The sequence below is a fragment of the Vibrio sp. S12_S33 genome, assembly GCF_963889785.1.
GTDB classification, from domain to species: domain Bacteria; phylum Pseudomonadota; class Gammaproteobacteria; order Enterobacterales; family Vibrionaceae; genus Vibrio; species Vibrio aestuarianus.
Genome location: NZ_CAWPQZ010000029.1, coordinates 1 through 26,194, shown reverse-complemented (window position 1 = coordinate 26,194; position 26,194 = coordinate 1). Strand labels below are relative to the sequence as shown.

Genomic DNA, 26,194 nt, shown 5'->3' with positions numbered 1-26,194 from the left:
CTCCGGCATAACAAAGCGCTGGTTATCTATTACCTTTATTGCATTTTACCTTTTAGATAGCGCTGTTCATGCTGGAATGGGAATCGATGATGTATAAGCTACCACACCCTCGCCTTATTCATTTATTGGATGCTGTATCCGCCTCACCTTTGACTCAGGACGAACTTGCGCAACGACTTAATGTTTCGACACGTACCATACGCACCGATGTCGCACTGCTCAATAATGTGATGGTCAATCATGGCGCACATCTTCTCCACCAGCGCGGTTCCGGTTACCAACTCAATATTTACAACCCGTCAACTTTCGAGCATTTTTTGTCGAGGATGCAAAATGCAGAAACGATTCCAAGGACCAGTAAAGAGCGCATCATTCAGATTCAAGTGCTGCTATTGACGGCAGAACAAGGCGTAAAAATTGACGAATTGGCCGAGACATGGAATCTAAGCCGCACCGTAATTCAAAATGATATGGTTGATGTACGCAGCCAACTGGCCACGTTTGGTTTATCGATTGAAAGTAAACCTCGTTTGGGCATGCTGATCCAAGGCCCAGAAATGGCGATTCGATCCCGTTTAACACAACTTATCTACATCGAACAAAAAGAGACAAAACAAGCTCTGGGCTTTATTAGTACGATCTTTCCTGAAAAATCTCAGAAAATTTTCGCAGCACGCTTTCGTGAAGTGTTGACCAACCATACACTCTATATCAATGATATTGGGCTGCGTTGGTTAACCATTTATGCCGCCGTCACACTGCACAGGCTCGCGTGTGACAAAGAGCTTACGGAATTTTCTAAAGATGATGTTCATGAAACGATGCAACCAGTTGCCAACGCGTTATTTTCTGCGCTACCAATGTTATTACCTGCCAATAGCCATGAAATTGCCGCCTTGGCGATTCATATTCAAGCGAGAATTGCGACGAATCAAGCACTCATTAGTCAAGGTGTACAACATGATGCCAATGCTCTAGTCACTCACATCTTTGATTATATCTATCAAAATTATCCTTACGATGTACGTGACGATGCGCGATTACGCCGCGATCTTCACAACCACGTCTGCCATATGATTATTCGTCTCAAACATCATGTCGCCACAATTAATCCATTGGCCCACCATATCAAACAGCACTACCCACTCGCTTACAGCATTACCTTATCGGCCATCGCAGACTGGATCAGAGAGACCGGTTACTGCATGACACTACACGAAATAGGCTATCTTGTGATTCACATTGGTGTGGGACTTGAACGTAATTATCATTTAGGTCACCGTACTCCCAAAGCACTCCTGTATTGCGATGCAGGTAATGCCGCGACACTTGGGCTAGAAGCGATCATCCGCCGCCAGTATCCGCAATTAGATATGAAAACGGTTTATTCCCCTGAACAATTGATCACCGCTGATGCCACGCAAGCGGACCTCATTATTACCACCATGCCCTTAGCCAATAGAGAGATTCAGAGCTTTGTGGTTGACCCCTTCCCTACCCAACATCAATTGGAAGAACTGGGCAAACAAGTGTTGGTTGATCGCACGCACTCTTATCTTTTGGATAAGTATTTTTCCAAAGCTCAATTTCTCTACCTTGATGACGTCATTGAGCAATCACAACTCTTTGAGCAGGTTTGCTCACACCTTGAATCGATTGAGTTGGTAGAAGAAGGATACCGAGCCTCACTGCAAGAAAGAGAGAGTTTGGTTTCGACCATGGTGGGAGAATACATTGCTCTACCTCACTCCATTGAACTATTTGCTAAACGTTCGATGGTTTACACCGTCGCTGCACCGCGTGGAATTGAATGGGGTAATGGTGAAAAAGCCTATCTGATCTTTTTCCTCGCCTTAAGTAAATATGACTATGAAGAGGCAATGGGGCTGTATGATCTTTTCCAAGTGCTGATTAATAAAAAATTAGGCAAAAATCTGTCACAATGCGAAACCTTCAAGCACTTCAAAACACTAGCGCACTTGGAATTACAATAAAATATATCGCTGTGTGATGCTTCCTAGATGCCCTCTATTTTTTAGATACCATCTATTTTTAGGTTCCGTCTGTTTTTGGAAACACTCGTTTTTTAGGGACCAGTCTTTTATAAACAAGCCATTTAGATAGAAAACCGAGGCACAACAAGGCCCTCGCTAAGAGGGCCTTAATATCAAGATTACCGAGTGGAGATAGCTTACAACACGTCGAAGCGATCGGCGTTCATGACTTTGGTCCAAGCAGCGACAAAGTCTTTGACGAACTTCTCTTTGTTATCGTCCTGCGCGTAAATTTCAGCGTATGAGCGCAAAATGGAGTTTGAGCCAAACACCAGATCAACACGAGTCGCTGTCCATTTTATTTTACCGCTCTTACGCTCAACCATATCGTAAGAGTTACGACCTGTTGGCTTCCAAGTGTAATTCATGTCGGTGAGGTTAACGAAGAAATCGTTAGTCAACGCCCCAACACGGTCTGTCAATACTCCATGTTGACTGCCGCCATAGTTTGTACCGAGCATTCGCAATCCACCAATCAATACGGTCATTTCTGGCGCGGTAAGGCGCATTAATTGAGCTCGGTCGAGTAACATCTCTTCTGGGTTTACAGCGTAATCTTGCTTCAACCAATTCCGGAAACCATCGGCAAGCGGTTCAAGCACATCAAACGATTCAATATCAGTTTGATCAAGTGTGGCATCACCACGCCCCGGCGCAAAAGGTACGTTAACATCGACACCCGCAGCCTTGGCTGCCATTTCAACGCCAACATTACCAGCCAGCACAATAGTATCAGCGACACTAATACCGGCTTCTGTAGCTATGCCTTGCAGCACAGTCAGCACTTTGCTGAGCCTTTCTGGCTCATTACCTTGCCAATCTTTTTGTGGAGCCAAGCGGATACGCGCACCATTAGCCCCACCACGTTTATCTGAGCCGCGGAAAGTTCGGGCGCTGTCCCAAGCAGTGCTCACTAAGTCACTGATGCTCAAACCACTAGCAACAATACTGGCTTTAACTGCATCGATATCGTAATTGCTGTTGCCTGTTGGCACTGGATCTTGCCAAATGAAATCTTCTTGCGGCACATCTGGGCCAAAATAACGCGTTTTTGGCCCCATATCACGGTGAGTCAGTTTGAACCAAGCGCGAGCAAACATATCATCGAAATACGCAGGGTCTTTGTAAAAACGTTCGGCGATCTTGCGGTATTCCGGATCCATCTTCAGCGCCATATCCGCATCGGTCATGATCGGGTTATAACGGATAGTTGGGTCTTCAACATCAACCGGTTTATCTTCCTCTTTAATGTCAATCGGTTCCCATTGCCACGCACCGGCTGGGCTTTTTTTCAGTTGCCAATCGTAAGTAAACAATAAATAGAAGTAGCCGTTATCCCATTTAGTTGGATTAGTTGTCCACGCCCCTTCAATGCCACTGGTCACCGTATTACGGCCAATGCCACGCTGCACATGGTTGTTCCACCCTAAACCTTGTTCTTCAATTTCAGCGCCTTCTGGTTCAGCTCCGAGGTTAGCGGCATCGCCATTACCATGTGCTTTACCCACTGTGTGTCCACCGGCTGTTAATGCCACAGTTTCTTCATCGTTCATGGCCATCCGAGCGAAAGTCACACGCATGTCCTGAGCGGTTTTGAGTGGGTCAGGATTGCCATCAACCCCTTCTGGGTTAACGTAAATAAGGCCCATCATCACTGCGGCAAGTGGGTTTTCTAAATCACGTTGGCCCGAATAACGGCTGTCTTTTGAACCACTGGGCGCAAGCCACTCTTTTTCAGATCCCCAATAGGTGTCTTTTTCTGGGTGCCAAATATCTTCGCGACCAAACGCAAAACCAAATGTGTTAAGCCCCATAGACTCATACGCTATCGTTCCTGCCAAAAGAATTAAATCAGCCCAGCTAATTTTGTTGCCATATTTTTGTTTGATCGGCCATAGCAAACGACGAGCTTTATCTAGGTTTGCGTTATCAGGCCATGAATTAAGTGGAGCAAAACGCTGGCTGCCAGTACCGCCGCCTCCGCGGCCATCGGCAATACGATATGTCCCCGCAGAGTGCCACGCCATGCGGATCATCAAGCCACCATAGTGTCCCCAGTCTGCGGGCCACCATTCTTGACTGTCGGTCATCAGTGCTTTCAGGTCATTTTTCAATCCATCAACATCCAGCTTTTTCAGTGCTTCACGGTAGTTGAAATCTGCACCCATAGGGTTAGTTTTATGATCGTGTTGATGCAGGATGTCGAGATTAAGTGCCTTCGGCCACCAGTCCATATTGGATAAATCAGCAGAGGTAACGCCCCCGTGCATGACTGGGCATTTACCACCGGATCCCATAGCTTTATTCTCCATTCTTTTCTCCTTGCTTCGCATTACTGCGGCTGACACTGTATAAATTAAACAATAAGCACGCACAAAAAATGTTTTATTTTTCATTGCATTAGGCTTAAAGCAATAAACGTGAAACAACCTTATATCAATGCGATCGCTCAGCGAGGCGAATACTGTCATTCATTGATTGGAATCAACAGGGATACCATCTTGCTTTCAACAAAAGCATGTTTAGTTGTTTGCTGCGTTGGTTATAGACTAGGCAAGATAGGAATAAAGCACTAACTCAATGTAACTATTAGTTTGATAGGCAAATCCTTTTTATTCTAAAACAAGAGAAGATCTGCACTGAAAGCCTCACTTTTTAAGTGTTTTAACAATCAAAAATATTTTCATATCAGGGATATTACTCAAAAATAGCTAGCGTAATACGCTGGAATTAACGCCAAGCACATCACCAAGCCATTGAACTTGATGATCTGAATGGTCATAAATATCATCTCCAGATATCGGATGAATCAGTACACTTAACCCTTCGCGGTGTTCATCTAACCATTCAATAAAACCATCACTATTGTCTGAAAAATGCAGCTCAAACATAGGTTTTAGATGAGGACCGACCATCATTGGCACTAATGGAAACATCACGCGAATATCCAGACGTTGTTGGGCAATTTTCCGCTGCAATTGTTGAGCTTTATCTTTTTGTGCTAAATCGAAATAAACATGAGCATGAAACATATTGAATTCCTCTCATTTTTTTGCAGTTTACCGCTAAATAGACCATGAGAGATCTCAATAAATTTGCTGAAGACTTTCAGTTAATTTGAACATCGAAGTGAAATACGCTCCTTAAGCCACTCAACAAAAACATGGACACTATGGTTTTGAGTGTGAGAAATCAAAAAGTACCCTGCATTCGCAGCAATAGGCTTAAAGGGTGTTACAAGACGTCGTTGTGTCAGTTCTTGATCAATCAATGCCATTCTAGCCATCGCAACTCCAACTCCGGCTTCTGCGGCCGACATCGCCATATCAGTACGATTGAAAAAATGACCTTGTTGAGTCGCTATGTCTACCCCCATTTCTGACGCCCAATAAAGCCATTCGTAATCTCGCGACGCATTTGCCCACGGCATCGCATCATGCAGTAGCACGACACTATCCCAGCTTTCTTGCTGATAATGACTATGCTGTAAGTGTGGATGAGCTTGCAGGTAGGCTGCGCTCATCACTGGTAGCAGGTACTCTTCAAATAGCAGTTCCGCGTTCATTTTTTTGTAGGGCAATGGCCCGTAATCAATCGCTAAGTCGTAGTCTCGTCGGTCACTGTCTACCAGCGCTCCCTCAGCGAATATTTGAATTTGGATCTCTGGATGTTTTCTATGGAAGTTTTCTAGACGAGGTACAAGCCATTTAAATGCAAATGATGGGGTTGACTTCAGTTTGATTTCGTTAATATTTCGACTTTGATTAAGAGAGGCAATAGTACTTTCAATATCTTGAATATTCTGCTCCACCACTCTAGCAAGCGTTCGTCCTTCGTCAGTTAAGCGAATGCCACGAGAATGCCGTTCAAATAGTTTAAAACCGATCTGCTGCTCTAACTGGAGAAGCTGCTGACTAATAGCTCCTGTCGTTAAATGTAAACTCTTTGCTGCTTCACTAAAACTGCTGTATTGCGCCACTTTCACAAATGTCGACAATATGGATAAGGTATTACCTTTCATCGCTCTTGCTTATAGGTATTCTAAACACTGGTGATAATTTATATCGATTGTTAATAAAAGGTAAAGCAATAAAACTACGTGCAACAACTATCTTAGGAGCAAGCAATGGATGTGATCGTATTAGGCAGTGGTGTGGTAGGGCTCACCAGTGCATGGTATCTATCTCAAGCAGGTCATCAGGTCACTGTCATTGATCGCCAAGCAAAAAGTGCAGAGGAAACCAGCTTTGCCAATGCAGGACAAATATCTTATGGTTACTCTTCACCTTGGGCTGCACCGGGTATTCCTCAAAAAGCGTTGAAATGGTTGTTTGAAGAACACGCTCCATTAAAAATAAAGCCATCCGTAGACCCTAAATTATTATCCTGGATGGGTAAGATGCTTTTAAACTGCCAGTTGGATCGCTACAACACCAATAAAGCACGTATGCTCGCTATCGCAAATTACAGTCGCCTTTGCTTGGCCGATCTCAATAAAAAGCACCACATTCAATATCAAGGTCGCCAGCAAGGTACTTTGCAAATCTTTAGAACCGATAAACAGTTACAAGCAATAACGAAAGACATCAAGTTGCTCGAAGAAAGTGGCATTCGCTACCAGTTATTAGATGTAAACGGTTGTATCAAACAAGAGCCGGGATTGGCTCCGATAAGCAATAAACTGCGTGGTGGGTTATACCTGCCAGATGACGAAACAGGAGACTGTTATCTGTTTTGCCAACAACTCACCGAGCTTGCAAAAAATAATGGCGTGCAATTCCAGTTTGATACCCATATTGAACGACTCAATATAGAAGGCAAAAAGATCACTGGTGTCCAAACCGATAAAGGCGAACTAAAAGCTGATCGTTATGTTATAGCAATGGGCAGCTACTCGACTGAGTTACTCTCACCGTTAGGCATTCATCTTCCGGTTTATCCGGTCAAAGGCTATTCATTGACTGTTCCCATCATTAATGAAGCGCTTTCACCGCGCTCAACAGTGATGGACGAGACCTATAAAGTGGCGATGACACGTTTTGATGACCGTATACGTGTCGCTGGTACCGCAGAATTGGCTGGATTTGACCCTGCGCTTCCCGCAGCTCGCAAAGCGACAATTGAAATGGTAATTCGTGATATTTTCCCTCAAGGCGGTGATCTCGCTCGTGCTGAATTCTGGACCGGATTTAGACCCATGACTCCGGATGGTACGCCAATCATTGGCAAAACACCGTTTGATAATCTCTACACCAATACCGGCCATGGAACGCTCGGTTGGACCATGGCGTGTGGCTCTGGCCAATTATTGGCTGACATTATGAGCAACAAAGAATGTCATTTAGAGACCATTGATCTGAACATGTCGCGCTACACTCAACATTAACAGCATAAAACTCCAACCTTTCATTAAAAACCAGCCAAAGAGCCAACCCATATAATTATTCACCCTAAAGGATTTACTTCTCATCCTTTAGGGTGAAAAGCCTCAATACGCTGAAATTTTAGCTAACTCTAATAAACCTATCTAATTTTCATCCTATTAATAATATTTTGTGTTCATTGTCACGCTACTGATTATTTACAGATAAATAAATTAACAATTGAGTTACAAAAAGATTAATATGTCGTTCACAAAAACAAACACAACATCACTAAAACTACTAATAACAGGGAAATGCTTATGCAGTCATTTGTTGATTTTTTGAATGGGATAATCTGGAGTCCGGCATTAATTTATTTATGCCTTGGCGCAGGTTTGTTCTACTCGATTGTGACCCGATTTGTTCAGGTTCGTCACTTTTTTGAAATGTGGCGTCTACTTCTTTCCGGTAAAAGTTCGACTAAAGGCATTTCGTCTTTCCAAGCGTTAGCCGTTTCCCTTTCAGGTCGTGTAGGTACTGGTAATATCGCTGGTGTTGCTGCCGCTATCGGTTTTGGTGGCCCTGGTGCCGTGTTCTGGATGTGGGTGGTCGCATTTTTTGGCGCGGCAACGGCTTATGCAGAATCAACACTTGCGCAGATCTACAAAGAAGAAGATGAAGGCGAGTTCCGTGGTGGACCAGCTTACTACATCGAAAAAGCAATGGGGCAAAGATGGTATGCGTGGATTTTCGCTATCTCAACCATTTTTGCCTGTGGTGTACTGCTTCCAGGCGTGCAATCAAACAGTATTGGTAATGCAGTAGAAGCCGCATTTGGACCAGGCCCTATTATTGAAACGGCAATCGGTACTTTCACTTTTGCTAAAATCTTTACTGGCACCGTTGTTTCAATCATTTTGGCATTTATCATTTTCGGCGGCGTAAAACGTATTGCAAGCTTTACCCAGTTTGTGGTGCCATTTATGGCATTGGCTTACATCATCACAGCATTTGTTATCATCTTGCTTAATATTGGTGAAGTGCCAAGAATCTTCGCAATGATCGTTGGTGATGCGTTCACACCAATGGCAGGCGTAGGTGCGGCAATTGGCTGGGGTGTAAAACGTGGTGTTTATTCAAACGAAGCTGGCCAAGGTACTGGCCCTCACGCAGCTGCGGCAGCAAGCGTTGATCACCCAGCTCAACAAGGCTTAGTTCAAGCATTCTCTATTTACATCGATACCTTATTGGTCTGTTCTGCTACCGCATTTATGATTCTTATCACTGGTGCTTACAACGTTCATGGTGGTGCAGAAGGCGTATTTTTAATTCAAAACCTAGCAGCCGATATCAGTGCCAACGGTCCGGTATTTACTCAAATGGCAATTGAAAGTGCACTTCCTGGTGTTGGTAAACCGTTTGTGGCATTTGCATTGTTCTTCTTTGCTTTCACAACTATCTTGGCTTACTACTACATCGCAGAAACGAACATTGCTTACATTCGTCGTACCTTAAAAGTTAACGGTTTGATGTTTGTACTCAAAGTCGTGATCATCGCTACGGTATTCTACGGCACGGTTAAAACCGCAAACTTAGCTTGGGCAATGGGTGATGTCGGTGTTGGCGTAATGGCGTGGCTGAATATCGTCGGAATCCTCATTATCTTTTTTATGGCTAAACCGGCGATGGCAGCACTAAGAGATTATGAAGAACAACAAAAACAAGGTGTAGAGGAATTCATTTTCAACCCAGTGAAGTTAGGCATCAAAGGGGCGACATACTGGGAAGGAAAATACAAGCGTAAGACAGGCAAAGCCCCCACAGCAGAAGAAGAGAGTTCAACCGTTCTTGAACAACCTTCAGTGTAAATAAAAAATAAGAAAGGCAGTGGAAACTAAAAGGGGTTAGCCGAAGCTAACCCCTTTTTTTATTCTGTATTTTAATTACGCTGCAATTTCTTGTGTAGCAACAACAGGCTCAGACGCTTTCTTCTCACCGATTGGCAAAATAACACGACCATATTCATTGTTTAACACTTGTGCCATAGCGAAATAGATAGCACTAGCGCCGCAGAAGATACCTTCAAAACCAGCAATCGTACCAATCAGTTCACTACCTGTGAAATCACGAGCAGCTAATAGAGCAAACAAAATGGTTAGTGAACCAAATACAACTTGCTTAGCGCGTGGGTAACACAGTGAACCAATGAACATGAAACCAGTGAAGATACCCCAAAGAGCTAGATACCAACCCATAAAGTTTGCAGGGCTTGCAGGTAAGCCCATATATGGCATTACGATCAAGCCAACAAGTGTTAGCCAGAACAAACCATACGAAGTGAATGCTGTGGTACCAAACGTATCACCACGTTTAAAGCACATGATACCCACGATAACTTGGCTTAAACCGCCGTAAAAAATACCCATAGCGAGAATCATAGAATCTATAGGGAAAAAGCCTGCATTATGGATATTAAGCAGGATAGTCGTCATGCCAAAACCCATTAGGCCTAGCGGCGCTGGATTGGCCAATTTAGTAGACATTCGCGAGTACCTTAAAAAAAGTTGATAAAAATTACGCGCGGATTTTAGTGGAGGCAATACAAAAATGGAAAGAACATTAACGGAAATTAAGATTCCACTTTTAGTAATTAAGTTGTTTAAAAAGCAAACAGCACGACCTTGGAAGATCATGCTGTTGATTTAACACATAAACTATATATTTGGGGTAAGCCAACACCGTAGCGGCTTCAAATAGAAAAGAGATAAATGAAAAGTTACTGACAGTTCACTTCATCCCAAAACCAATTACTTTGCGTTGGTGTTTCCCACATTCCCGGATTATTTTTCGCGACAAAGCACTTTCCATTGTGCGTAACCTTATCTCCAGTTTTCGCTTGGGTTACTCCCGCTTGCCATACAAAGAAATCTGAACTTGGCGGTGTAGGCTCAGGTTCTGTCACAACTGGTGATTCAACTGGCGTAGAAGGAAGCGGATCTGGATTTGTGGGCACTGTAGCTTCACCGGATACCAATTTCCAAGGATCACCTTGAGTTGGCTCATTGTTTTGTGACCACCATTTAGCTTCATAGATCGCCCCTTTGTAACTGACTTTATCCCCAGTATTATAGACTTTTGCAGAGTCCCAAGCCGCGATACCACCTACTGGAGGTTCAGTCGGTATTTCTGGGTCAATACTGTCAACTACTCGTACTTGTGGCCAATTAGCGTGTGAGCCATAGAAATTAGTGACACATTTCTCGTAATCTCCCGCGACTAGAGCAGAATATGCGGTTTGAAAGCCCACAAGCTCACATTCAAAGGAGTAGCCACCTGGGCGGTCTGAATAATATTTCCAATTGCCATCCCAGTTGGTATAGAGCACATCCGTCGCGCCATTAAGGTTAAGACTTCCATATGGTGTTTGTTGCCAGCAGGTGTTTTGTTCGTCTGACTCCACAGGAATTTGATAATGATTGGCTAAGCCTTCCCAGTAACGAATTCGGTTAACAGGCTGACCTTTATCTTTATTCTGTTCACCACATTCAATACCACCATTAATCACATTGATGGTGGTGCCAAAACCGTATCCAATACCAGCGTCTGATTCACGTTGTGAAGGTGTCCAGGTTCGGTCAATCACATGTAACATTGCTGGCTTTGGTGCTTGAGGAGTTAAAAAGAACCAAATTGCCGACGCCAGGTTCAACCAAGAATCGGCAACTAAGCCTGGATTATTGAGTAATACAGTTGCGTCACCGTCAAACATCACTTCAGAAAATGCACCATAGTTGAAGTGATAAGAAAGTTGTTTAGCCCCGCGACCAAAATACCCTTGACCTGTTGCACATGGCCAACGTGCATTTTGCCAGTCGTTTTGACCACAGCCAGTTGTATAACCACTTTGACCTTCAGACCAACCCATTTCACGCACGTGAACTAACGCCTGTTGCCACTCTTCCAGTGCTAGTGGATTGTCGGAAACATTATCTTTCGCGATATGCCCACCCGTCTCTTGAGAGAAATGAGCGAAAGCCGTCACAATCGATTTTTTACAGATGGCGTCGGAATCTCGCCCATCGGTGTACTCGCCGCAAAAGGCAGGAAACTTACCGATAGCCCGCAAAAAACGAGTGTACGTATATTCAGAAGCAGCCATTTGCGTAAGGAAATCCCATTCATATTGAGGAAATACTCGCTCGACTCGTTTTACGTTTTCCGGGTTGGCATCAAGCCCAGGGATGATTGCTTCAACTATCGTATTAGAGCGCGTTTCTAAGGCCTGAGCCCAAATCTGATACATAGGATCAGCGGTTTTCGTTTGCTCGGCAGTTTGAAGATCCATTTTAGAAACGATATAGCCCGCTGAGTTTTCAGGGTCAGGTAAGATAGTGAATGCATAACTGTTTGCCGCCAATGTACAGCAAACTAGCGTCGCTAAGTGCTTTATTTTCAACATATAAGATCCTTTGTGTTACCCGTAGATATGACACCTACAATAGAGATAGACAGATGAACTATGGTAGTGAAAGTTAAAAGCACAGTGTCAAACTGCGACTGATTTCGTCGCAAGGAACAACCGTTACCTTGAGAAGACATTGACATTGGAATGTTTGTCGACAAACGAAAAAAAGCCTCAAAAGAATTTGAGGCTTTTAGAGATCAATCAACTTTTCATCAGGTTAAGTAAACAAGGATGCAACTTCGGGGGATTACTCCCATTCGATAGTTGCTGGTGGTTTACCTGAAATATCATAAACCACGCGAGAAATACCATTCACTTCATTAATAATACGGTTAGAAACTTTACCTAAGAAATCGTAAGGTAAATGTGCCCAATGCGCTGTCATGAAGTCAATCGTTTCCACCGCACGCAGCGATACAACCCAATCGTACTTACGGCCATCGCCCATTACGCCTACAGAACGTACTGGTAGGAAAACCGTGAACGCTTGCGATACTTTGTTGTATAGGTCAGCAGCGTGTAGCTCTTCAATAAAGATAGCGTCTGCGCGGCGCAGTAGATCACAGTACTCTTTTTTAATTTCGCCAAGAACACGAACACCAAGACCAGGACCTGGGAATGGGTGACGGTAAAGCATATTATAAGGAAGACCTAGCTCTAAGCCGATCTTACGGACTTCATCTTTAAATAGCTCACGTAGTGGCTCAACCAAGCCCATTTCCATATCATCCGGCAAACCGCCTACGTTATGGTGAGATTTGATCACATGTGCTTTACCGGTTTTCGACGCTGCAGATTCAATTACATCAGGGTAAATCGTACCTTGCGCTAGCCATTTTGCATTTTTCAGCTTTTTCGATTCTTCATCAAAGATATCAACAAAGACGTGACCAATAATTTTGCGCTTCGCTTCAGGATCAGACTCACCTTTTAGCGCGTCAAGGAAGCGTTGTTCCGCATTAACATGAATAATGTTTAGGCCAAATTTGTTGCCAAACATATCCATCACTTGCTCAGCTTCGTTTAAACGCAACAAGCCATTATCAACAAATACACACGTTAGTTTGTCACCAATTGCGCGGTGCGCAAGCATCGCAACAACCGAAGAATCCACACCACCAGACAGGCCAAGAATCACTTCATCGTCACCCACTTGCTCTTTAATACGAGCAACCGCATCTTCGATGATAGATTCAGCAGTCCATAAACGCTCACAACCACATACGTTCAGTACGAAGTTTTCTAGCATTTTCAGACCATTTTTGGTGTGCGTTACTTCTGGGTGAAATTGCACGCCGTAGTATTTTTTCTCTTCATTTGCCATCGCCGCATAAGGACAAGTATCCGTTTGGGCAATTTTGGTAAAGTCGGCAGGGATCTCTACCACTTTATCGCCGTGACTCATCCAAACATCTTGAGTAGCTTCAAGGCCAGCAAACAGTGCAGAGTCACCGGTGACTTGAACGGCAGCATAACCAAATTCACGTTCATCAGAGCTCGCGACTTTACCGCCTAATTGCTCAGCCATGGTCTGCATGCCGTAGCACACACCAAAGACAGGAACGCCGGAGTCAAATACGTATTGAGGCGCACGCGGAGAATTAGCTTCAGTTACACTTTCAGGGCCACCAGAAAGAATGATACCGTCTGGGTTGAATTCACGAATATCCGCTTCTTCTACATCCCAACTCCACAGTTCACAGTAAACACCGATTTCACGAACACGGCGAGCCACTAGTTGAGTATATTGAGAACCGAAGTCCAAGATCAGAATACGTTGGTCATGAATATTTTTAGTCATTTTGGGCAGTCTTATCGTTCACCTCAGCTAAGGATAATCTAAGTCATTCACGCCAACTTTCGATACTACAATCAGCGTGAAAATCTAAAACTTGTTGATTTTCTTACTCTGAGCTGTGGTTATAGGTTATGAAAACGAGGCGAGTGTACCCGCCTCTCATCAAAGCTTCAAGGAAAAAGCAAACGTTTACGTCTAGTTAATTACTCTTTAATCAGAGATTAACCACGGCGGTAGTTTGGTGCTTCCTTAGTAATTTGAACGTCGTGTACATGAGATTCAGCCATGCCCGCACCAGAGATACGTACAAATTCAGCTTTAGTGCGCATTTCTTCGATTGTCGCAGAGCCAGTTAGCCCCATGCTTGAACGTAAACCACCCATTTGCTGATGAACGATTTCTTTTAAGCGACCTTTGTAAGCGATACGACCTTCAATACCTTCAGGTACTAGCTTGTCTGCTGCATTATCTGATTGGAAATAACGATCTGATGAACCTTGAGACATCGCACCAAGAGAACCCATTCCACGGTATGCTTTGTATGAACGGCCGTTGTATAGAATCACTTCGCCCGGCGCTTCTTCAGTACCCGCAAACATTGAGCCAACCATGACACAAGATGCACCAGCAGCAATCGCTTTACAGATATCGCCAGAGAAACGGATGCCGCCATCAGCAATCACAGGAATACCATACGCATTTGCAACTTCGGCTGCATCTGAAATAGCGGTAATTTGAGGGACACCAACGCCAGTAACAATACGAGTGGTACAAATAGAACCAGGACCAATACCGACTTTTACCGCGCTGACACCCGCTTCGATAAGTGCTTTAGCACCTGCACCTGTTGCCACGTTACCACCGATAATATCAAGTTCAGGATAAGCTGCGCGAGTTTCACGAATACGGTTCAATACACCTTCAGAATGACCATGAGATGAATCAATAAGAAGTACATCCACGCCCACTTCAACCAATGCTTTTACGCGCTCTTCATTACCAGCACCAGCACCAACAGCGGCACCAACACGCAGGCGGCCTTGCTCGTCTTTACATGCATGAGGTTTACGTTCAGCTTTGTGGAAATCTTTTGCTGTGATCATACCTGTCAATTTGAATTGATCATTCACCACCAGTACTTTTTCAACACGCGCTTTATGCATACGTTCTTGTACTTCTTGGCGTGACGCCCCTTCTTTTACCGTCGCTAAGCGCTCTTTTGGCGTCATCACAGCTTCAACTTTTTTCGTTAAATCAGTAACGAAACGAACGTCACGGCCAGTAATGATACCAACCAGTTCATTGTTATCACTCACTACAGGGAAACCAGCAAAACCGTGTTTCTCAGTTAAATCCATGACATCTTGAATCGTAGCATCTGGGCGAACTGTTACAGGAGCTGTCACCACACCCGCTTCGAAGATCTTAACAAGACGAACTTGCTCTGCTTGTTGTTCGATAGACATGTTTTTATGGATAAAACCAATACCACCCTCTTGTGCAAGAGCGATCGCTAGACGAGCTTCTGTCACTGTATCCATTGATGCAGAAATCATTGGGATGTTCAGTGCAATGTTTTTGGTCAGCTGAGTACGAAGATCAGCTGTGTTTGGGAGAACGGTGGAGTGTGCTGGCACGAGAAGTACATCGTCGAATGTCAGCGCTTCTTTGGCAATTCTTAGCATTTGCAATATCTCACAATTAAGAGGAGTGAATAAAAGGTCAATCCAAGTTGTTACATTCAACCTAATTAATCATTAAAAAGGAAAAGTGATTTGGATTTGATATTGCGGACGGATTATACGCCCGAGGTAATCGCTTGACCACTCATTTTTTTATTTTTTATTTGCATTTCACGCCTTGATATGTATTATCTTTCCGCTAATTTCCATACCTTCGTCTAGGGGATTAGCCTTGTCTTCTCTGGCCAACGAAAATATCTACACTGTCTCTCGTCTAAATGCTGAAGTTAGACTCCTTCTTGAAAATGAAATGGGAATTGTGTGGCTGGTTGGTGAAATATCTAACTTCTCCTCTCCAGTTTCTGGCCACTGGTATTTATCACTCAAAGACTCCCGTGCCCAAGTTAAATGTGCCATGTTTAAGGGCAGCAATCGCTTTGTCTCTTTCAAGCCTAAAAATGGTCAGCAAGTTTTAGTTAAAGCACGCCTTTCCCTGTATGAACCTAGAGGTGACTACCAGATCATCATCGAAAGTATGCAGCCAGAAGGAGACGGTCGTCTTCAGCAAGAATTTGAAAAACTGAAAATGCAATTGGCCGCCGAAGGTCTGTTTGCTCAATCCAATAAGCGTCCGTTACCGGAAAATCCAAAATGCGTAGGCGTCATCACATCTAAAACTGGGGCGGCTTTATTCGATATTCTTGATGTACTCAAGCGTCGCGATCCCTGCTTACCGGTGATTGTCTACCCCACCATGGTGCAAGGTGAACAAGCCGCGATACAGATTGCACAAGCCATCGGCAGAGCTAATGCGAGAGCAGAATGTGATGTATTGATTGTGGGAAGAGGCGGCGGTTCATTGGAAGACTTATGGTGTTTTAACCATGAGATCGTAGCACGTACTATCGCAGCTAGTGAGATCCCGATTATTAGCGCTATAGGCCATGAAATTGATATTACGATTGCCGATTTCGTTGCTGATGTTCGAGCACCAACTCCTTCTGCGGCAGCAGAATTGGTCAGCCGTGATAATAGCCATAAGCAACAAATATTTACTAACTATCAGCACAAGCTGCGTAGTGCAATACGCCACTACATAAGCCAGCAACAGCAACAAGTTAATGCTCTTAATTACGCATTACAAAAGCAGCACCCTAATTACCGCTTACAACGCCAAACACAACAGCTTGATGAAACACAAATGCGCCTTCAACGTGCTATGAGCTCTTTTATCACTCGTAAGCGACAACATGTAAGTGAGCAATTTCATCAATTGCAACTGAACTCTCCTGTTCACAAGCTTGCTCAACAGCAACATAGATTGGCGAAAACTGAACAAAAGCTGCTTGATGTGATGGATAGAAAGCTGTTAACCACTCGCCATAAGCTTGCGCTAGCCGCTGAAAAATTAGATGCGGTTAGCCCACTAGCCACCTTAAAACGTGGTTACTCCATTACTCAAGATCAGCACGGTAAGGTTATCAGCCAACCTTCAGATGTAAAAACGGGCGATCAACTGATCACCCGCCTTGCCGATGGCGAAATTTATTCTACCGTGAACTGATGTCTGAAACAGTACAAACCGCCTAATCTTGTGGCTTGAACTCAAATCGAATTTTCGATTTCGATTTGAGTTCATTGCACTGATTACAGAAATAATTAGCCGCCCCACACGCTTGTAGCTTTTCTAACTCTGATTCACAGCTAGGGCAAAATCCTATTTTATTGAAATGTTTATCACACTCACTACAGTGATAACGCCCATCCCACTCTAAGGGCTTTGTACAGCAAGGGCATAAGTTCTCATTCATATCAAAATCCACTTAAATAATGTATTCGCAAACTATGCTCCAAGATAACGTTATTATCGACATTGATCCTCATCACAATACTTTAATCAATGTGTATATCCACTTTCGAATGGCACTATGATCACTAAAAGATCTCAGCCTGATCATTTGCTTTATCTACTCTGATCAGCGATCTCCCCTCAAAAGAACATTTATATAACCACACACCGAAAGCATAAGTTACATATCCTGCATTTGGATTTTTAGCGATATAAAATATCGCAATTTGTTTTTATACTCACAATGTAAAGAACTAATGAAAATGATCTTTCACTCTACACGACTCAGTAAGCACTGCTTAAGAATCACTCTCAGTACTATTCTCTGGACGCTTTTCATTTAAGTGAAGTGTATCCGTTCTACTACAGATAAAAAAATACCCAAGCCTTGGCTTGGGTATTTTTTTATCTACTTAGTGCGACCTTTCATCATCGTCATGAGGCGTTTGCGTTTGCGCTCTTGAGACAAGGTTAACTTATTAGTCTTACCCTCAAATGGGTTGTCGCTGCTTTGGAAGTGAATACGAATTGGCGTACCCATAATTTCCAACGATTTACGGTAATAGTTCATTAAATAACGTTTGTATGAATCTGGCAGTTCGTTAACCAAATTACCATGTACCACAACGATTGGCGGGTTATAACCGCCAGCATGTGCATATTTCAGTTTTACGCGGCGACTACGTATCATAGGCGGTTGGTGATCATCCGTTGCCATTTTCAATATCCGCGTTAGTACAGATGTCCCCACACGAGTTGTCGCAGATTTGTACGCTTCTTGCACTGATTCAAATAAGTGACCCACACCAGTGCCATGCAGCGCGGAAATAAAGTGGATACGAGCAAAATCGACGAAACCTAGACGACGATCCAACTCTTTCTTTACACGCTCTTTTACGTCGTTATCAAGGCCATCCCACTTATTGACAGCAAGAACAATTGAACGACCCGCATTCAGTGCAAAACCAAGTAAACTTAAGTCTTGGTCTGAGATATTTTCACGTGCATCGATAACCAATAGAACAACGTTTGCATCTTCGACAGCTTTCAGTGTTTTAACTACCGAGAATTTTTCTACCGTTTCATTAATGCGAGTACGGCGACGAACACCTGCGGTATCAATCAATACATATTCACGCTCATCACGCATCATTGGGATGTAGATTGAATCGCGAGTGGTTCCTGGCATATCGTAAACCACGACACGCTCTTCACCAAGAATACGGTTAATCAATGTTGATTTACCGACATTAGGACGACCAATGATCGCAAGCTTAATCGGTTGATCTTGAAGGCGCTTAAACTCTTCTTCCGCTTCTTCTTCCGTGTAATCAAGCTTTTCTTCAATATCTTCAAAGTCAGTAAGATCTTCGATATCGCCTTTCGCCAATTCAATCATCTCTTCTGCGAAAGGATTCAACGCACGATCAATCAAAATACCAACACCACGACCATGTGCAGCAGCGATCTGATACATCTGATCGACGCCCAATTTCCAGAATTCAGCACATGCAGCATCAGCATCAATACCATCTACTTTATTCACAACAAGGATGGCGCGTTTCTCAATTTTACGCAGATGTTGTGCAATAACTTCATCAGACGCAGTCAGACCTGCACGGCCATCAACCATAAATAGCACGACATCAGCTTCATCAATAGCAGCTAATGATTGCTGTGCCATTTTGGTCTCAACGCCTTCTTCACTGCCATCAATACCACCGGTATCAATAACTATAAATTCGTGTTCGCCTAATTTCGCTTGGCCATATTTACGGTCACGCGTTAAACCAGGGAAATCCGCTACTAACGCATCACGAGTGCGAGTTAATCGGTTAAACAGCGTAGATTTACCGACATTCGGACGCCCAACAAGAGCAACAACAGGAACCATAACAACCTCTACAAATATATTCACTTATGTAGTTATAGGTAAACACTTGCTAGCAAGCGCGAAATTTTTACCTATAACCACATCACTTTATTTCATTTATCTCAACAAAACGGCCCCTAACTGTTACCAGCCAGGAGCCGAATGTGAATTATATCACGATTTATTTTTTAATCGTCAGTTTCTTTACATTACCACTACGGGTAATGATCACGTAGCCATCGGTTACCGCTAAGGGACCAACAGCAAATCCACTACTATCGACTAATTGTTGAGCAACAAATTCACCACTGCTACGATCAATCCAGTGCAAGTAACCTTCATTATCGCCCACAACAATATAGCCATCAATAATAGACGGCGATGTTAACAAGCGATTTTCTAGCTTGTCATTGCTCCATAACTCGGTTCCACTACGGGCATCAACAGCAGCAAGGTGATCTTTATCAGTCACTAAGAATAGACGTCCACCATCACTTGCCATATCAGTCGATGAAGAGTAGTTGCGCTTCCAAGCTGGCTTGCCTGAACGAAGATCGATCGCAATTAACTGGCCATTGAAACCTATAGTGTAAAGCATACCGCCGATCACAATGGGTGATGCATCGACATCAACCAACCGGTCAATTTCGGTCGCGCCCTTAGGCATACCAACAGGCTGCTGCCAAATCAATTGACCACGCTCTACAATGGCGGCAGCTAATCGACCACTTGCCGTGCCCCAAAATACGCCACCAGAAACAGTAACTGGTTTGCTATCTCCACGCAGGGTTAAATTAGGTACTTCAGTGCTAATTGCCCACTTCTGCTCACCGGATTCTTGATCTAAACCGATCAGAGTGCCACGGCTGGTATTGACAATAACAATGTTGTTATCAGCGGCTGGCGCAGCGAGTACCTCACCATCCACTTCAACTTGCCAGGCAAGCTCACCCGTTTCTTCATCAAGAGCAATCACTACACCATTTTCACTGCCAATGTAAATTTGGCTATAAGCGGCAGTGATACCACCAGACAAACGCATGCTGCGATCTTGTTTTAGGTCGGTTTTCCAAAGCTCTTTGCCGCTTTCAGGATCGAGCGCTTTAACTAAACCATCGCGACTTGCAACAAAAACTTTGCCATATGCATATTCTGGAGACAACTTTGAGAAGTAGTGACTAACACCATCACCAATAGAAGCACTCCATTGAGTCGTCGGTGTAAATTCACTCGATACCACAGGCACAGGAGCCATGATCACGGTGTCTTCTTCGCTAGCACATCCTGCTAGTGCCCCTAGCACCACAGCAGCAACGAGCACTTTGTTGAACAACTTTTTCATCAACTTGTGCCCTTATTTGGCTAAATCATCAAGTTTCATTTGCAATGTTTGACTTGCATCATTAGCTTGTTGAGCCTCGGTATAAGCTGCATAAGCCGCATCGACATCACCTTTACGCAATGAGATATCACCTCGAAGCTCAGCAATACGCCCAGACCAATTTTCATCGCTAATCGTTGTTAACTCAGCAAGAGCAGCATCATAGTTGCCTTGCTCAGATTTAATACGCGCAACACGGTAAGTTGCAAGTGGAAGAATCGCAGCGTCTTTAGTATTTGCTTTTGCCCACTCAAGCTGTGCAAGTGCCTCATCTATCTGTCCTGCTTCAACTTGAACTTTAGCCAATTGCAAAGCGGCTAAAACTGAATATTCTTTGCCTTTATTGTTATCAATAAAACTTTGAACATTGCTTTCAGCATCAACGCCACTAGCGCTCAATGCCGTAACCATTTTGGTGTAACTTTCTGAAGCGGCTTCTTGCGCAGCGGTTACGCTGTCTTGGTAATAACGCCAACCGAATAGGCCACCTAAACCAATAACAGCCCCAAAGATCACCGCTTTACCGTTCTCTTTCCACCAATCTTTTATCGCTTCAACTTGTTGTTCTTCAGTATCGTAGAGTTCCACTTCCTGTCCTCTTTAAAAGATGTCTCAAATACGCTTGCTTATACAAGGTGTTCTAGTTTGCTCGCAACTTCAGTTTGAGAAATCGTAATTTGTTCGCCACCGGTTAGATCTTTCAGAACTACCGTGTTTTCTGCCACTTCGTTCTCGCCGAGAACAAGCGCAACAGCCGCACCGACTTTGTCAGCACGCTTAAATTGTTTTTTGAAATTACCACCACCGAAGTGGGTCATGACACGTAGCCCCGGAATTTGGCCACGTAATTGCTCCGCAAGCTTCATTCCCGCCATCATAGTGCCATCACCAGCACTCACCATGTAAACGTCAACGCTACGACGAACTTCTGTCAGCTTTAGTGTTTCCATCATCAGAACTAAACGTTCTAAGCCCATTGCAAATCCAACGGCTGGTGTCTCTTTGCCACCTAGTTGTTCCACAAGGCCATCGTAACGACCACCACCACAAACCGTACCTTGAGCGCCTAAACTTTCAGTGATCCACTCAAATACGGTGCGGTTGTAATAATCTAAACCTCGAACCAAACGTTCATTAACTTGGTATTCGATGCCTGCGGCATCAAGAAGTTCACACAAACCTGCAAAATGTTGTGCAGATTCCGCATCTAGATATTCAGATAACTTTGGTGCATCACCTAAAATAGCTTGAATGTCTGGGTTTTTGGTATCAAGAACACGCAACGGATTGGTGTACATGCGGCGTTTAGCCTCTTCATCCAATACTTCTTGATGTTGCTCTAAATACGCAATCAATGCCGTACGATAATTAGCACGAGCCTGTAAAGAACCAATTGAGTTCAGTTCCAAACGCACGTGTTTATCGATGCCTAGCTCTCGCCATAGACGCGCTGTCATCATAATCAATTCAGCGTCAACATCTGGGCCATTTAACCCAAACACTTCCACACCACATTGATGGAATTGACGGTAACGTCCTTTTTGAGGACGCTCATGACGGAACATTGGTCCCATGTACCATAGACGTTGTTCTTGGTTGTACAGTAAGCCATTTTCGATACCAGAACGCACACAGCCAGCTGTACCTTCAGGACGCAACGATAAACTGTCGCCATTGCGGTCTTCGAACGTGTACATCTCTTTCTCAACCACATCGGTGACTTCACCAATAGCGCGGCTGAATAGATGTGTCATCTCAACGATTGGCATACGGACTTCATTGTAACCGTACGCACTGATCACATTTTTTACTGTACCTTCCACTTTTTGCCACAGTGGAGATTGCGTTGGGAGGCAGTCGTTCATGCCTCGAATTGCTTGAATAGTTTTTGCCACAATACTTACCGAAATTTCGTGAGATTAATTTTGTTCGATTTGAGTTACGTCAATTCTATTCTTTTCATCAAGAATAGACGCTTTAGCACGAATCTTAGCTTCTAATTGATTAACGAGATCGTCATTATCAAAACGTTCTTTCTGGCGTACACCATCTTCATAGAAGGCGCTTTTCTTATTACTTCCCGCCAAACCTAAATGGGAAACTTCCGCCTCACCAGGTCCATTCACAACGCAACCGATAATAGAAACATCCATTGGTGTAATAATATCTTCTAAACGTTGCTCAAGTGCGTTCACGGTGGAAATTACATCAAATTCTTGACGAGAGCAGCTAGGACAAGCAATAAAGTTAATGCCACGAGAACGGATGCGCAGCGATTTCAAAATATCGAAACCGACTTTGATCTCTTCAACCGGATTTGCTGCCAGAGAAATACGCAGCGTATCACCGATACCTTCCGCAAGCAGCATACCTAAACCAACCGCCGATTTTACCGAACCTGCTCGCGCGCCACCGGCCTCGGTAATACCTAAGTGCAGTGGTTGATCAATTTTTTGTGCTAATAATCGATAAGAATCAACGGCTAAAAAGACGTCAGACGCTTTTACACTAACCTTAAACTGGTCAAAATTGAGGCGGTCTAAGATATCAACGTGGCGCATGGCTGATTCAACCAACGCCGCCGGCGTTGGTTCACCGTATTTCATCTGGATATCTTTTTCTAAAGAGCCACCATTAACACCAATACGGATCGGAATATCATAATCACGAGCGCAATCGACAACCGAGCGAATACGCTCTTCGTTGCCAATATTACCTGGGTTGATGCGCAAACAATCAACACCGTATTCCGCCACTTTCAAAGCGATACGATAGTCAAAGTGAATGTCTGCTACTAATGGCACATTCACCTGCTGTTTGATCCATTTAAATGCTTCAGCAGCATCCATCGTTGGCACAGATACTCTTACGATATCAGCGCCAACATTTTCTAACGCTTTAATTTGCGCGACCGTCGCCGCCACGTCAGTGGTGCGGGTATTGGTCATCGATTGTACAGCAATAGGTGCGCCATCACCGATAGGCACATTACCGACATAAATGCGCGTCGAAGCACGACGCTTAATTGGAGACTCGTATTGCATAGTATTTTCTAAGGTAAGGTGAATCTAGCGACTTTGCCGGAAGTATACCCAGAAAGGTCGACAGGTTCACTCGCAAATGTCATTGAAACGCTCTCAGGGGCACCCAAAATAATCTGCAGTGGTGCTTCACCCGCTAATGTTACTGTCTGTCCTGCTTTTTTAATGCCGGTCGACAAGGTTTTACCGGATGCGTCTTTTATTTGAATCCAGCAGTCAGCATTAAATGATAAAGAAAGAGGAGAAAAGCCAGTATCTACTTGACTGGTATTCTCTGGGGTGCTGGCTGAAATTGGCTCTGCTTGCGCTTCCACTACATTAGGCTCTGGTTCAACAATATCTTCTTCTGATGGCGAGATCAGCTCAGCAGCTTGAATGTCCACTTGCGGATCTGACGCCACCTCTTCATTACTGTCCGTTTCTGACACTAATTCAGGGACTGTAGTGAACTGATCATCAGTGACACGCTCGACAGGAACAGATGCCATATCTTGATCAAGAACAGAAACAATAGACTCATTGTGTTCTAAAAGTTCCGTTTCCTGTTGTTGGTTTTGCCACCACCATAGTGATGATATGCCGATCAATATTGCAAAAATCCCCCAAGTGAGGGTCATGATACGGCTATCGTGTTTCTCTCGCTTAGTCTTCTTTGAGAAACTTTGCATTGGTTGTTCGCGAGAAATGGCTGGATAACTATCTTCGAAAGCAGCCAATATTTCCGACTCTTTGATTCCAACTGCTTTAGCGTACGAGCGCAAATAACCGCGAGTAAAGGTCGCAACCTGACCATCTGGAAAATGGTTTTCTTCTAAATTTTGAATAATCGAAAGACGTAAACGTAATCTATCAGCCACTTGTTTTTGAGTTAAGCCCAACGCTTCGCGTTTTGCCTTCAATAAAGTGCCTGGGTTTACGGTGTGATTCTCTACGGTAACTTGTTCTTGTTCAGTACTCATCCGCTTTTTACATCTCATTATGTTATGGCTTGAACGGCACAATCATCACTTTTTTACTTGTTTTTTAGTAGCAACGAATTAGGCGCATTCCAGCGGTGTAAAAACTTTGCATTAATTTATGCAGGCGATTTTAGAAATAGCTTTAGCTTGATGAACAATTCTAATGGATATTTGATGTTAAACAACATCGCTTTGGGAAAGAAATTACTGACAGGTCAAGATTTTTCATTAAATTGACCTCAAAATGAGGTTAAATCATTTCAAATGGTAAAAATGAACAAAGCCAGAGAAATTTCTGGCTTTGTTTTTGATGTAATTTAAAGCGCTTTGACAGCAATCACATCACCGTGCATTTGCTTGATTTTTGTTCGCTTAGTACGGTCAATCACATCTCCCACTAGCTGCCCACATGCTGCATCAATATCGTCACCGCGAGTCTTACGTATTGTTACCGTATGTTCATACTGCATTAATGTTTTTTGGAAGCGGTCAATGCGTGAGTTGCTTGGTTTTTTATATGGTGAGCCAGGATATGGATTAAACGGGATCAGGTTAATCTTGCACGGTGTGCCTTTCATTAATTGAGCCAGTTCATGAGCGTGATCCATGTCGTCGTTGACATGATCGAGTAAAACGTATTCTACGGTCACTTTTCCACGGTTTGCATTAGAAGAGGCAATATAACGGCGTACCGATGCTAAGAAATCTTGAATATCCCAACGATCATTGATCGGCATGATTTCACTACGCAGCTTATCGTTTGGCGCATGCAAAGAAATGGCTAAGGCGACATCAATTTGCCCCGTCATTTGATCTAAGCCAGAAACCACACCAGACGTCGATACCGTTACGCGACGTTTTGATAACCCAAAACCGAGATCATCCAACATAATTTCTAACGCTGGGATCAAGTTTTTCATGTTGAGTAATGGCTCACCCATTCCCATCATGACAACGTTAGTGATAGGGCGACGACCAGTTTCTTTTTCCAAACCGATTTCACGTGCAGCACGCCAAACTTGGCCAATGATCTCTGACACTTTTAAATTACGATTGAAACCTTGTTGAGCGGTTGAGCAGAATTTACATTCTAATGCGCAGCCCACCTGAGATGAAACGCATAGTGTCGCGCGATCTTCATCGGGAATATATACCGTTTCAACATCTTGATCGCCAACACGCATTGCCCACTTGATAGTGCCATCAGAAGAGTGCTGTGCTTCAGATACGATAGGAGCGCGAATTTCGCATTTTTGCTGTAGCTTTTCACGCAACTTCTTATTGATGTTTGTCATACTCTCGAAGTCATCACAACCAAAATGGTAGATCCACTTCATTACTTGATCAGCACGGAATGCTTTTTCACCAAGTTCCTCAGCAAAAAAATGACGCAGCCCCTTGCGATCAAAATCGAGTAGATTGACTTTTTCAGTAGCCATGTAGCCTCACAGAGATGGAAACAATAATTAAGGGCGCGAATTGTACAGCCTTTAGACATCTACAACAAGGGGACTAAAACCACAAGTTTCTTAAGGCCATAATATCTCACCAGTAAAATTGAGGGATGAATTTTATCGGCTCAATGCCAACGCTGTAAAAACAAAAAAAAGTATCCACCGGCATAGCCGGTGGTTTTTCATATGCGCCTATAAGGCTTTCCTACTGGCAGCGCCCTAGCAGGCGCGTAGTGATCTGACATTTGCATATGACTATTTCCTGCGGCCCGTAA

General features: G+C 43.7%; 19 protein-coding genes. 4 read left to right on the top strand and 15 right to left on the bottom strand.

Going from position 1 to position 26,194, the window contains the following annotated elements:
- The first annotated feature begins 68 nt into the window (after positions 1-68).
- Complete coding sequence (locus AACW06_RS13285; RefSeq protein ID WP_238336709.1) at positions 69-1,994, top strand: BglG family transcription antiterminator; 1,926 nt, start codon at positions 69-71, stop codon at positions 1,992-1,994.
- A gap of 197 nt (positions 1,995-2,191) precedes the next feature.
- On the opposite strand, the gene katG is transcribed toward AACW06_RS13285, so the two are convergent.
- The 3 genes from katG to AACW06_RS13270 all read right to left on the bottom strand — a co-directional run bounded on the left by katG (position 2,192) and on the right by AACW06_RS13270 (position 6,075).
- The gene (katG, locus tag AACW06_RS13280; protein WP_192075428.1) at positions 2,192-4,366 is read right to left on the bottom strand and encodes a catalase/peroxidase HPI; all 2,175 of its coding nucleotides are present in this window, start codon (positions 4,364-4,366) and stop codon (positions 2,192-2,194) included.
- A gap of 399 nt (positions 4,367-4,765) precedes the next feature.
- Positions 4,766-5,086, bottom strand: a complete 321-nt coding sequence (locus tag AACW06_RS13275; protein WP_192075427.1) for a DOPA 4,5-dioxygenase family protein — start codon at positions 5,084-5,086, stop codon at positions 4,766-4,768.
- Between the two features lie 80 nt (positions 5,087-5,166).
- Entirely contained in the window at positions 5,167-6,075 is a 909-nt protein-coding gene (locus AACW06_RS13270; protein WP_192075426.1) for a LysR substrate-binding domain-containing protein, read from the bottom strand.
- A 105-nt stretch (positions 6,076-6,180) separates the two neighbouring features.
- Between AACW06_RS13270 and AACW06_RS13265 the strand changes: the two genes are divergently transcribed.
- Complete coding sequence (locus AACW06_RS13265; protein ID WP_192075425.1) at positions 6,181-7,440, top strand: D-amino acid dehydrogenase; 1,260 nt, start codon at positions 6,181-6,183, stop codon at positions 7,438-7,440.
- A 297-nt stretch (positions 7,441-7,737) separates the two neighbouring features.
- Positions 7,738-9,285, top strand: coding sequence for an alanine/glycine:cation symporter family protein (locus tag AACW06_RS13260; protein WP_192075424.1), 1,548 nt, complete (start codon positions 7,738-7,740; stop codon positions 9,283-9,285).
- A 75-nt stretch (positions 9,286-9,360) separates the two neighbouring features.
- On the opposite strand, the gene AACW06_RS13255 is transcribed toward AACW06_RS13260, so the two are convergent.
- From AACW06_RS13255 to guaB, 4 genes are all read right to left on the bottom strand, one after another.
- Positions 9,361-9,960 carry an acetate uptake transporter gene (locus AACW06_RS13255; RefSeq protein ID WP_053310388.1) on the bottom strand — a complete coding sequence of 200 codons (600 nt, stop codon included), beginning with the start codon at positions 9,958-9,960 and terminating at the stop codon, positions 9,361-9,363.
- Between the two features lie 233 nt (positions 9,961-10,193).
- Positions 10,194-11,876, bottom strand: a complete 1,683-nt coding sequence (locus tag AACW06_RS13250; RefSeq protein WP_192075423.1) for a glycoside hydrolase family 19 protein — start codon at positions 11,874-11,876, stop codon at positions 10,194-10,196.
- Positions 11,877-12,129: 253 nt separating this feature from the next.
- Positions 12,130-13,683 (bottom strand): glutamine-hydrolyzing GMP synthase, encoded by a 1,554-nt coding sequence (guaA, locus tag AACW06_RS13245; protein WP_053310390.1) that lies wholly within the window; start codon positions 13,681-13,683, stop codon positions 12,130-12,132.
- Positions 13,684-13,901: 218 nt separating this feature from the next.
- Entirely contained in the window at positions 13,902-15,365 is a 1,464-nt protein-coding gene (gene guaB / locus AACW06_RS13240; RefSeq protein ID WP_192075422.1) for an IMP dehydrogenase, read from the bottom strand.
- A 229-nt stretch (positions 15,366-15,594) separates the two neighbouring features.
- On the opposite strand from guaB, the gene xseA reads away from it, so the two are divergent.
- Entirely contained in the window at positions 15,595-16,926 is a 1,332-nt protein-coding gene (xseA, locus tag AACW06_RS13235; protein WP_192075421.1) for an exodeoxyribonuclease VII large subunit, read from the top strand.
- 22 nt (positions 16,927-16,948) lie between these two features.
- On the opposite strand, the gene AACW06_RS13230 is transcribed toward xseA, so the two are convergent.
- From AACW06_RS13230 to AACW06_RS13195, 8 genes are all read right to left on the bottom strand, one after another.
- Entirely contained in the window at positions 16,949-17,173 is a 225-nt protein-coding gene (locus tag AACW06_RS13230; RefSeq protein ID WP_080996339.1) for a zinc ribbon domain-containing protein, read from the bottom strand.
- Positions 17,174-17,620: 447 nt separating this feature from the next.
- Positions 17,621-19,105, bottom strand: a complete 1,485-nt coding sequence (gene der, locus AACW06_RS13225) for a ribosome biogenesis GTPase Der (protein ID WP_192075420.1) — start codon at positions 19,103-19,105, stop codon at positions 17,621-17,623.
- Between the two features lie 160 nt (positions 19,106-19,265).
- Positions 19,266-20,426, bottom strand: a complete 1,161-nt coding sequence (bamB, locus tag AACW06_RS13220) for an outer membrane protein assembly factor BamB (RefSeq protein ID WP_192075419.1) — start codon at positions 20,424-20,426, stop codon at positions 19,266-19,268.
- Between the two features lie 12 nt (positions 20,427-20,438).
- On the bottom strand, positions 20,439-21,053 hold the full coding sequence (locus AACW06_RS13215; protein ID WP_168786801.1) for a YfgM family protein: 615 nt from the start codon (positions 21,051-21,053) through the stop codon (positions 20,439-20,441).
- 38 nt (positions 21,054-21,091) lie between these two features.
- Positions 21,092-22,360: a histidine--tRNA ligase gene (gene hisS, locus AACW06_RS13210; RefSeq protein ID WP_192075418.1), complete on the bottom strand. Its 1,269-nt coding sequence runs from the start codon at positions 22,358-22,360 to the stop codon at positions 21,092-21,094.
- A 24-nt stretch (positions 22,361-22,384) separates the two neighbouring features.
- Entirely contained in the window at positions 22,385-23,509 is a 1,125-nt protein-coding gene (ispG, locus tag AACW06_RS13205; protein ID WP_192075417.1) for a flavodoxin-dependent (E)-4-hydroxy-3-methylbut-2-enyl-diphosphate synthase, read from the bottom strand.
- Between the two features lie 8 nt (positions 23,510-23,517).
- Entirely contained in the window at positions 23,518-24,465 is a 948-nt protein-coding gene (gene rodZ / locus AACW06_RS13200; protein ID WP_238336708.1) for a cytoskeleton protein RodZ, read from the bottom strand.
- A gap of 317 nt (positions 24,466-24,782) precedes the next feature.
- Positions 24,783-25,904 (bottom strand): bifunctional tRNA (adenosine(37)-C2)-methyltransferase TrmG/ribosomal RNA large subunit methyltransferase RlmN, encoded by a 1,122-nt coding sequence (locus tag AACW06_RS13195; RefSeq protein WP_053310398.1) that lies wholly within the window; start codon positions 25,902-25,904, stop codon positions 24,783-24,785.
- Between the last annotated feature and the right edge of the window lie 290 nt (positions 25,905-26,194).

Coding starts and splice junctions, on each gene's coding strand:
- AACW06_RS13285 (WP_238336709.1), top strand. CDS start 69: ATGCTGGAATGGGAATCGATGATGTATAAGCTACCACACCCTCGCCTT.
- katG (WP_192075428.1), bottom strand. CDS start 4,366: ATGGAGAATAAAGCTATGGGATCCGGTGGTAAATGCCCAGTCATGCAC.
- AACW06_RS13275 (WP_192075427.1), bottom strand. CDS start 5,086: ATGTTTCATGCTCATGTTTATTTCGATTTAGCACAAAAAGATAAAGCT.
- AACW06_RS13270 (WP_192075426.1), bottom strand. CDS start 6,075: ATGAAAGGTAATACCTTATCCATATTGTCGACATTTGTGAAAGTGGCG.
- AACW06_RS13265 (WP_192075425.1), top strand. CDS start 6,181: ATGGATGTGATCGTATTAGGCAGTGGTGTGGTAGGGCTCACCAGTGCA.
- AACW06_RS13260 (WP_192075424.1), top strand. CDS start 7,738: ATGCAGTCATTTGTTGATTTTTTGAATGGGATAATCTGGAGTCCGGCA.
- AACW06_RS13255 (WP_053310388.1), bottom strand. CDS start 9,960: ATGTCTACTAAATTGGCCAATCCAGCGCCGCTAGGCCTAATGGGTTTT.
- AACW06_RS13250 (WP_192075423.1), bottom strand. CDS start 11,876: ATGTTGAAAATAAAGCACTTAGCGACGCTAGTTTGCTGTACATTGGCG.
- guaA (WP_053310390.1), bottom strand. CDS start 13,683: ATGACTAAAAATATTCATGACCAACGTATTCTGATCTTGGACTTCGGT.
- guaB (WP_192075422.1), bottom strand. CDS start 15,365: ATGCTAAGAATTGCCAAAGAAGCGCTGACATTCGACGATGTACTTCTC.
- AACW06_RS13230 (WP_080996339.1), bottom strand. CDS start 17,173: ATGAATGAGAACTTATGCCCTTGCTGTACAAAGCCCTTAGAGTGGGAT.
- der (WP_192075420.1), bottom strand. CDS start 19,105: ATGGTTCCTGTTGTTGCTCTTGTTGGGCGTCCGAATGTCGGTAAATCT.
- bamB (WP_192075419.1), bottom strand. CDS start 20,426: ATGAAAAAGTTGTTCAACAAAGTGCTCGTTGCTGCTGTGGTGCTAGGG.
- ispG (WP_192075417.1), bottom strand. CDS start 23,509: ATGCAATACGAGTCTCCAATTAAGCGTCGTGCTTCGACGCGCATTTAT.
- rodZ (WP_238336708.1), bottom strand. CDS start 24,465: ATGAGTACTGAACAAGAACAAGTTACCGTAGAGAATCACACCGTAAAC.
- AACW06_RS13195 (WP_053310398.1), bottom strand. CDS start 25,904: ATGGCTACTGAAAAAGTCAATCTACTCGATTTTGATCGCAAGGGGCTG.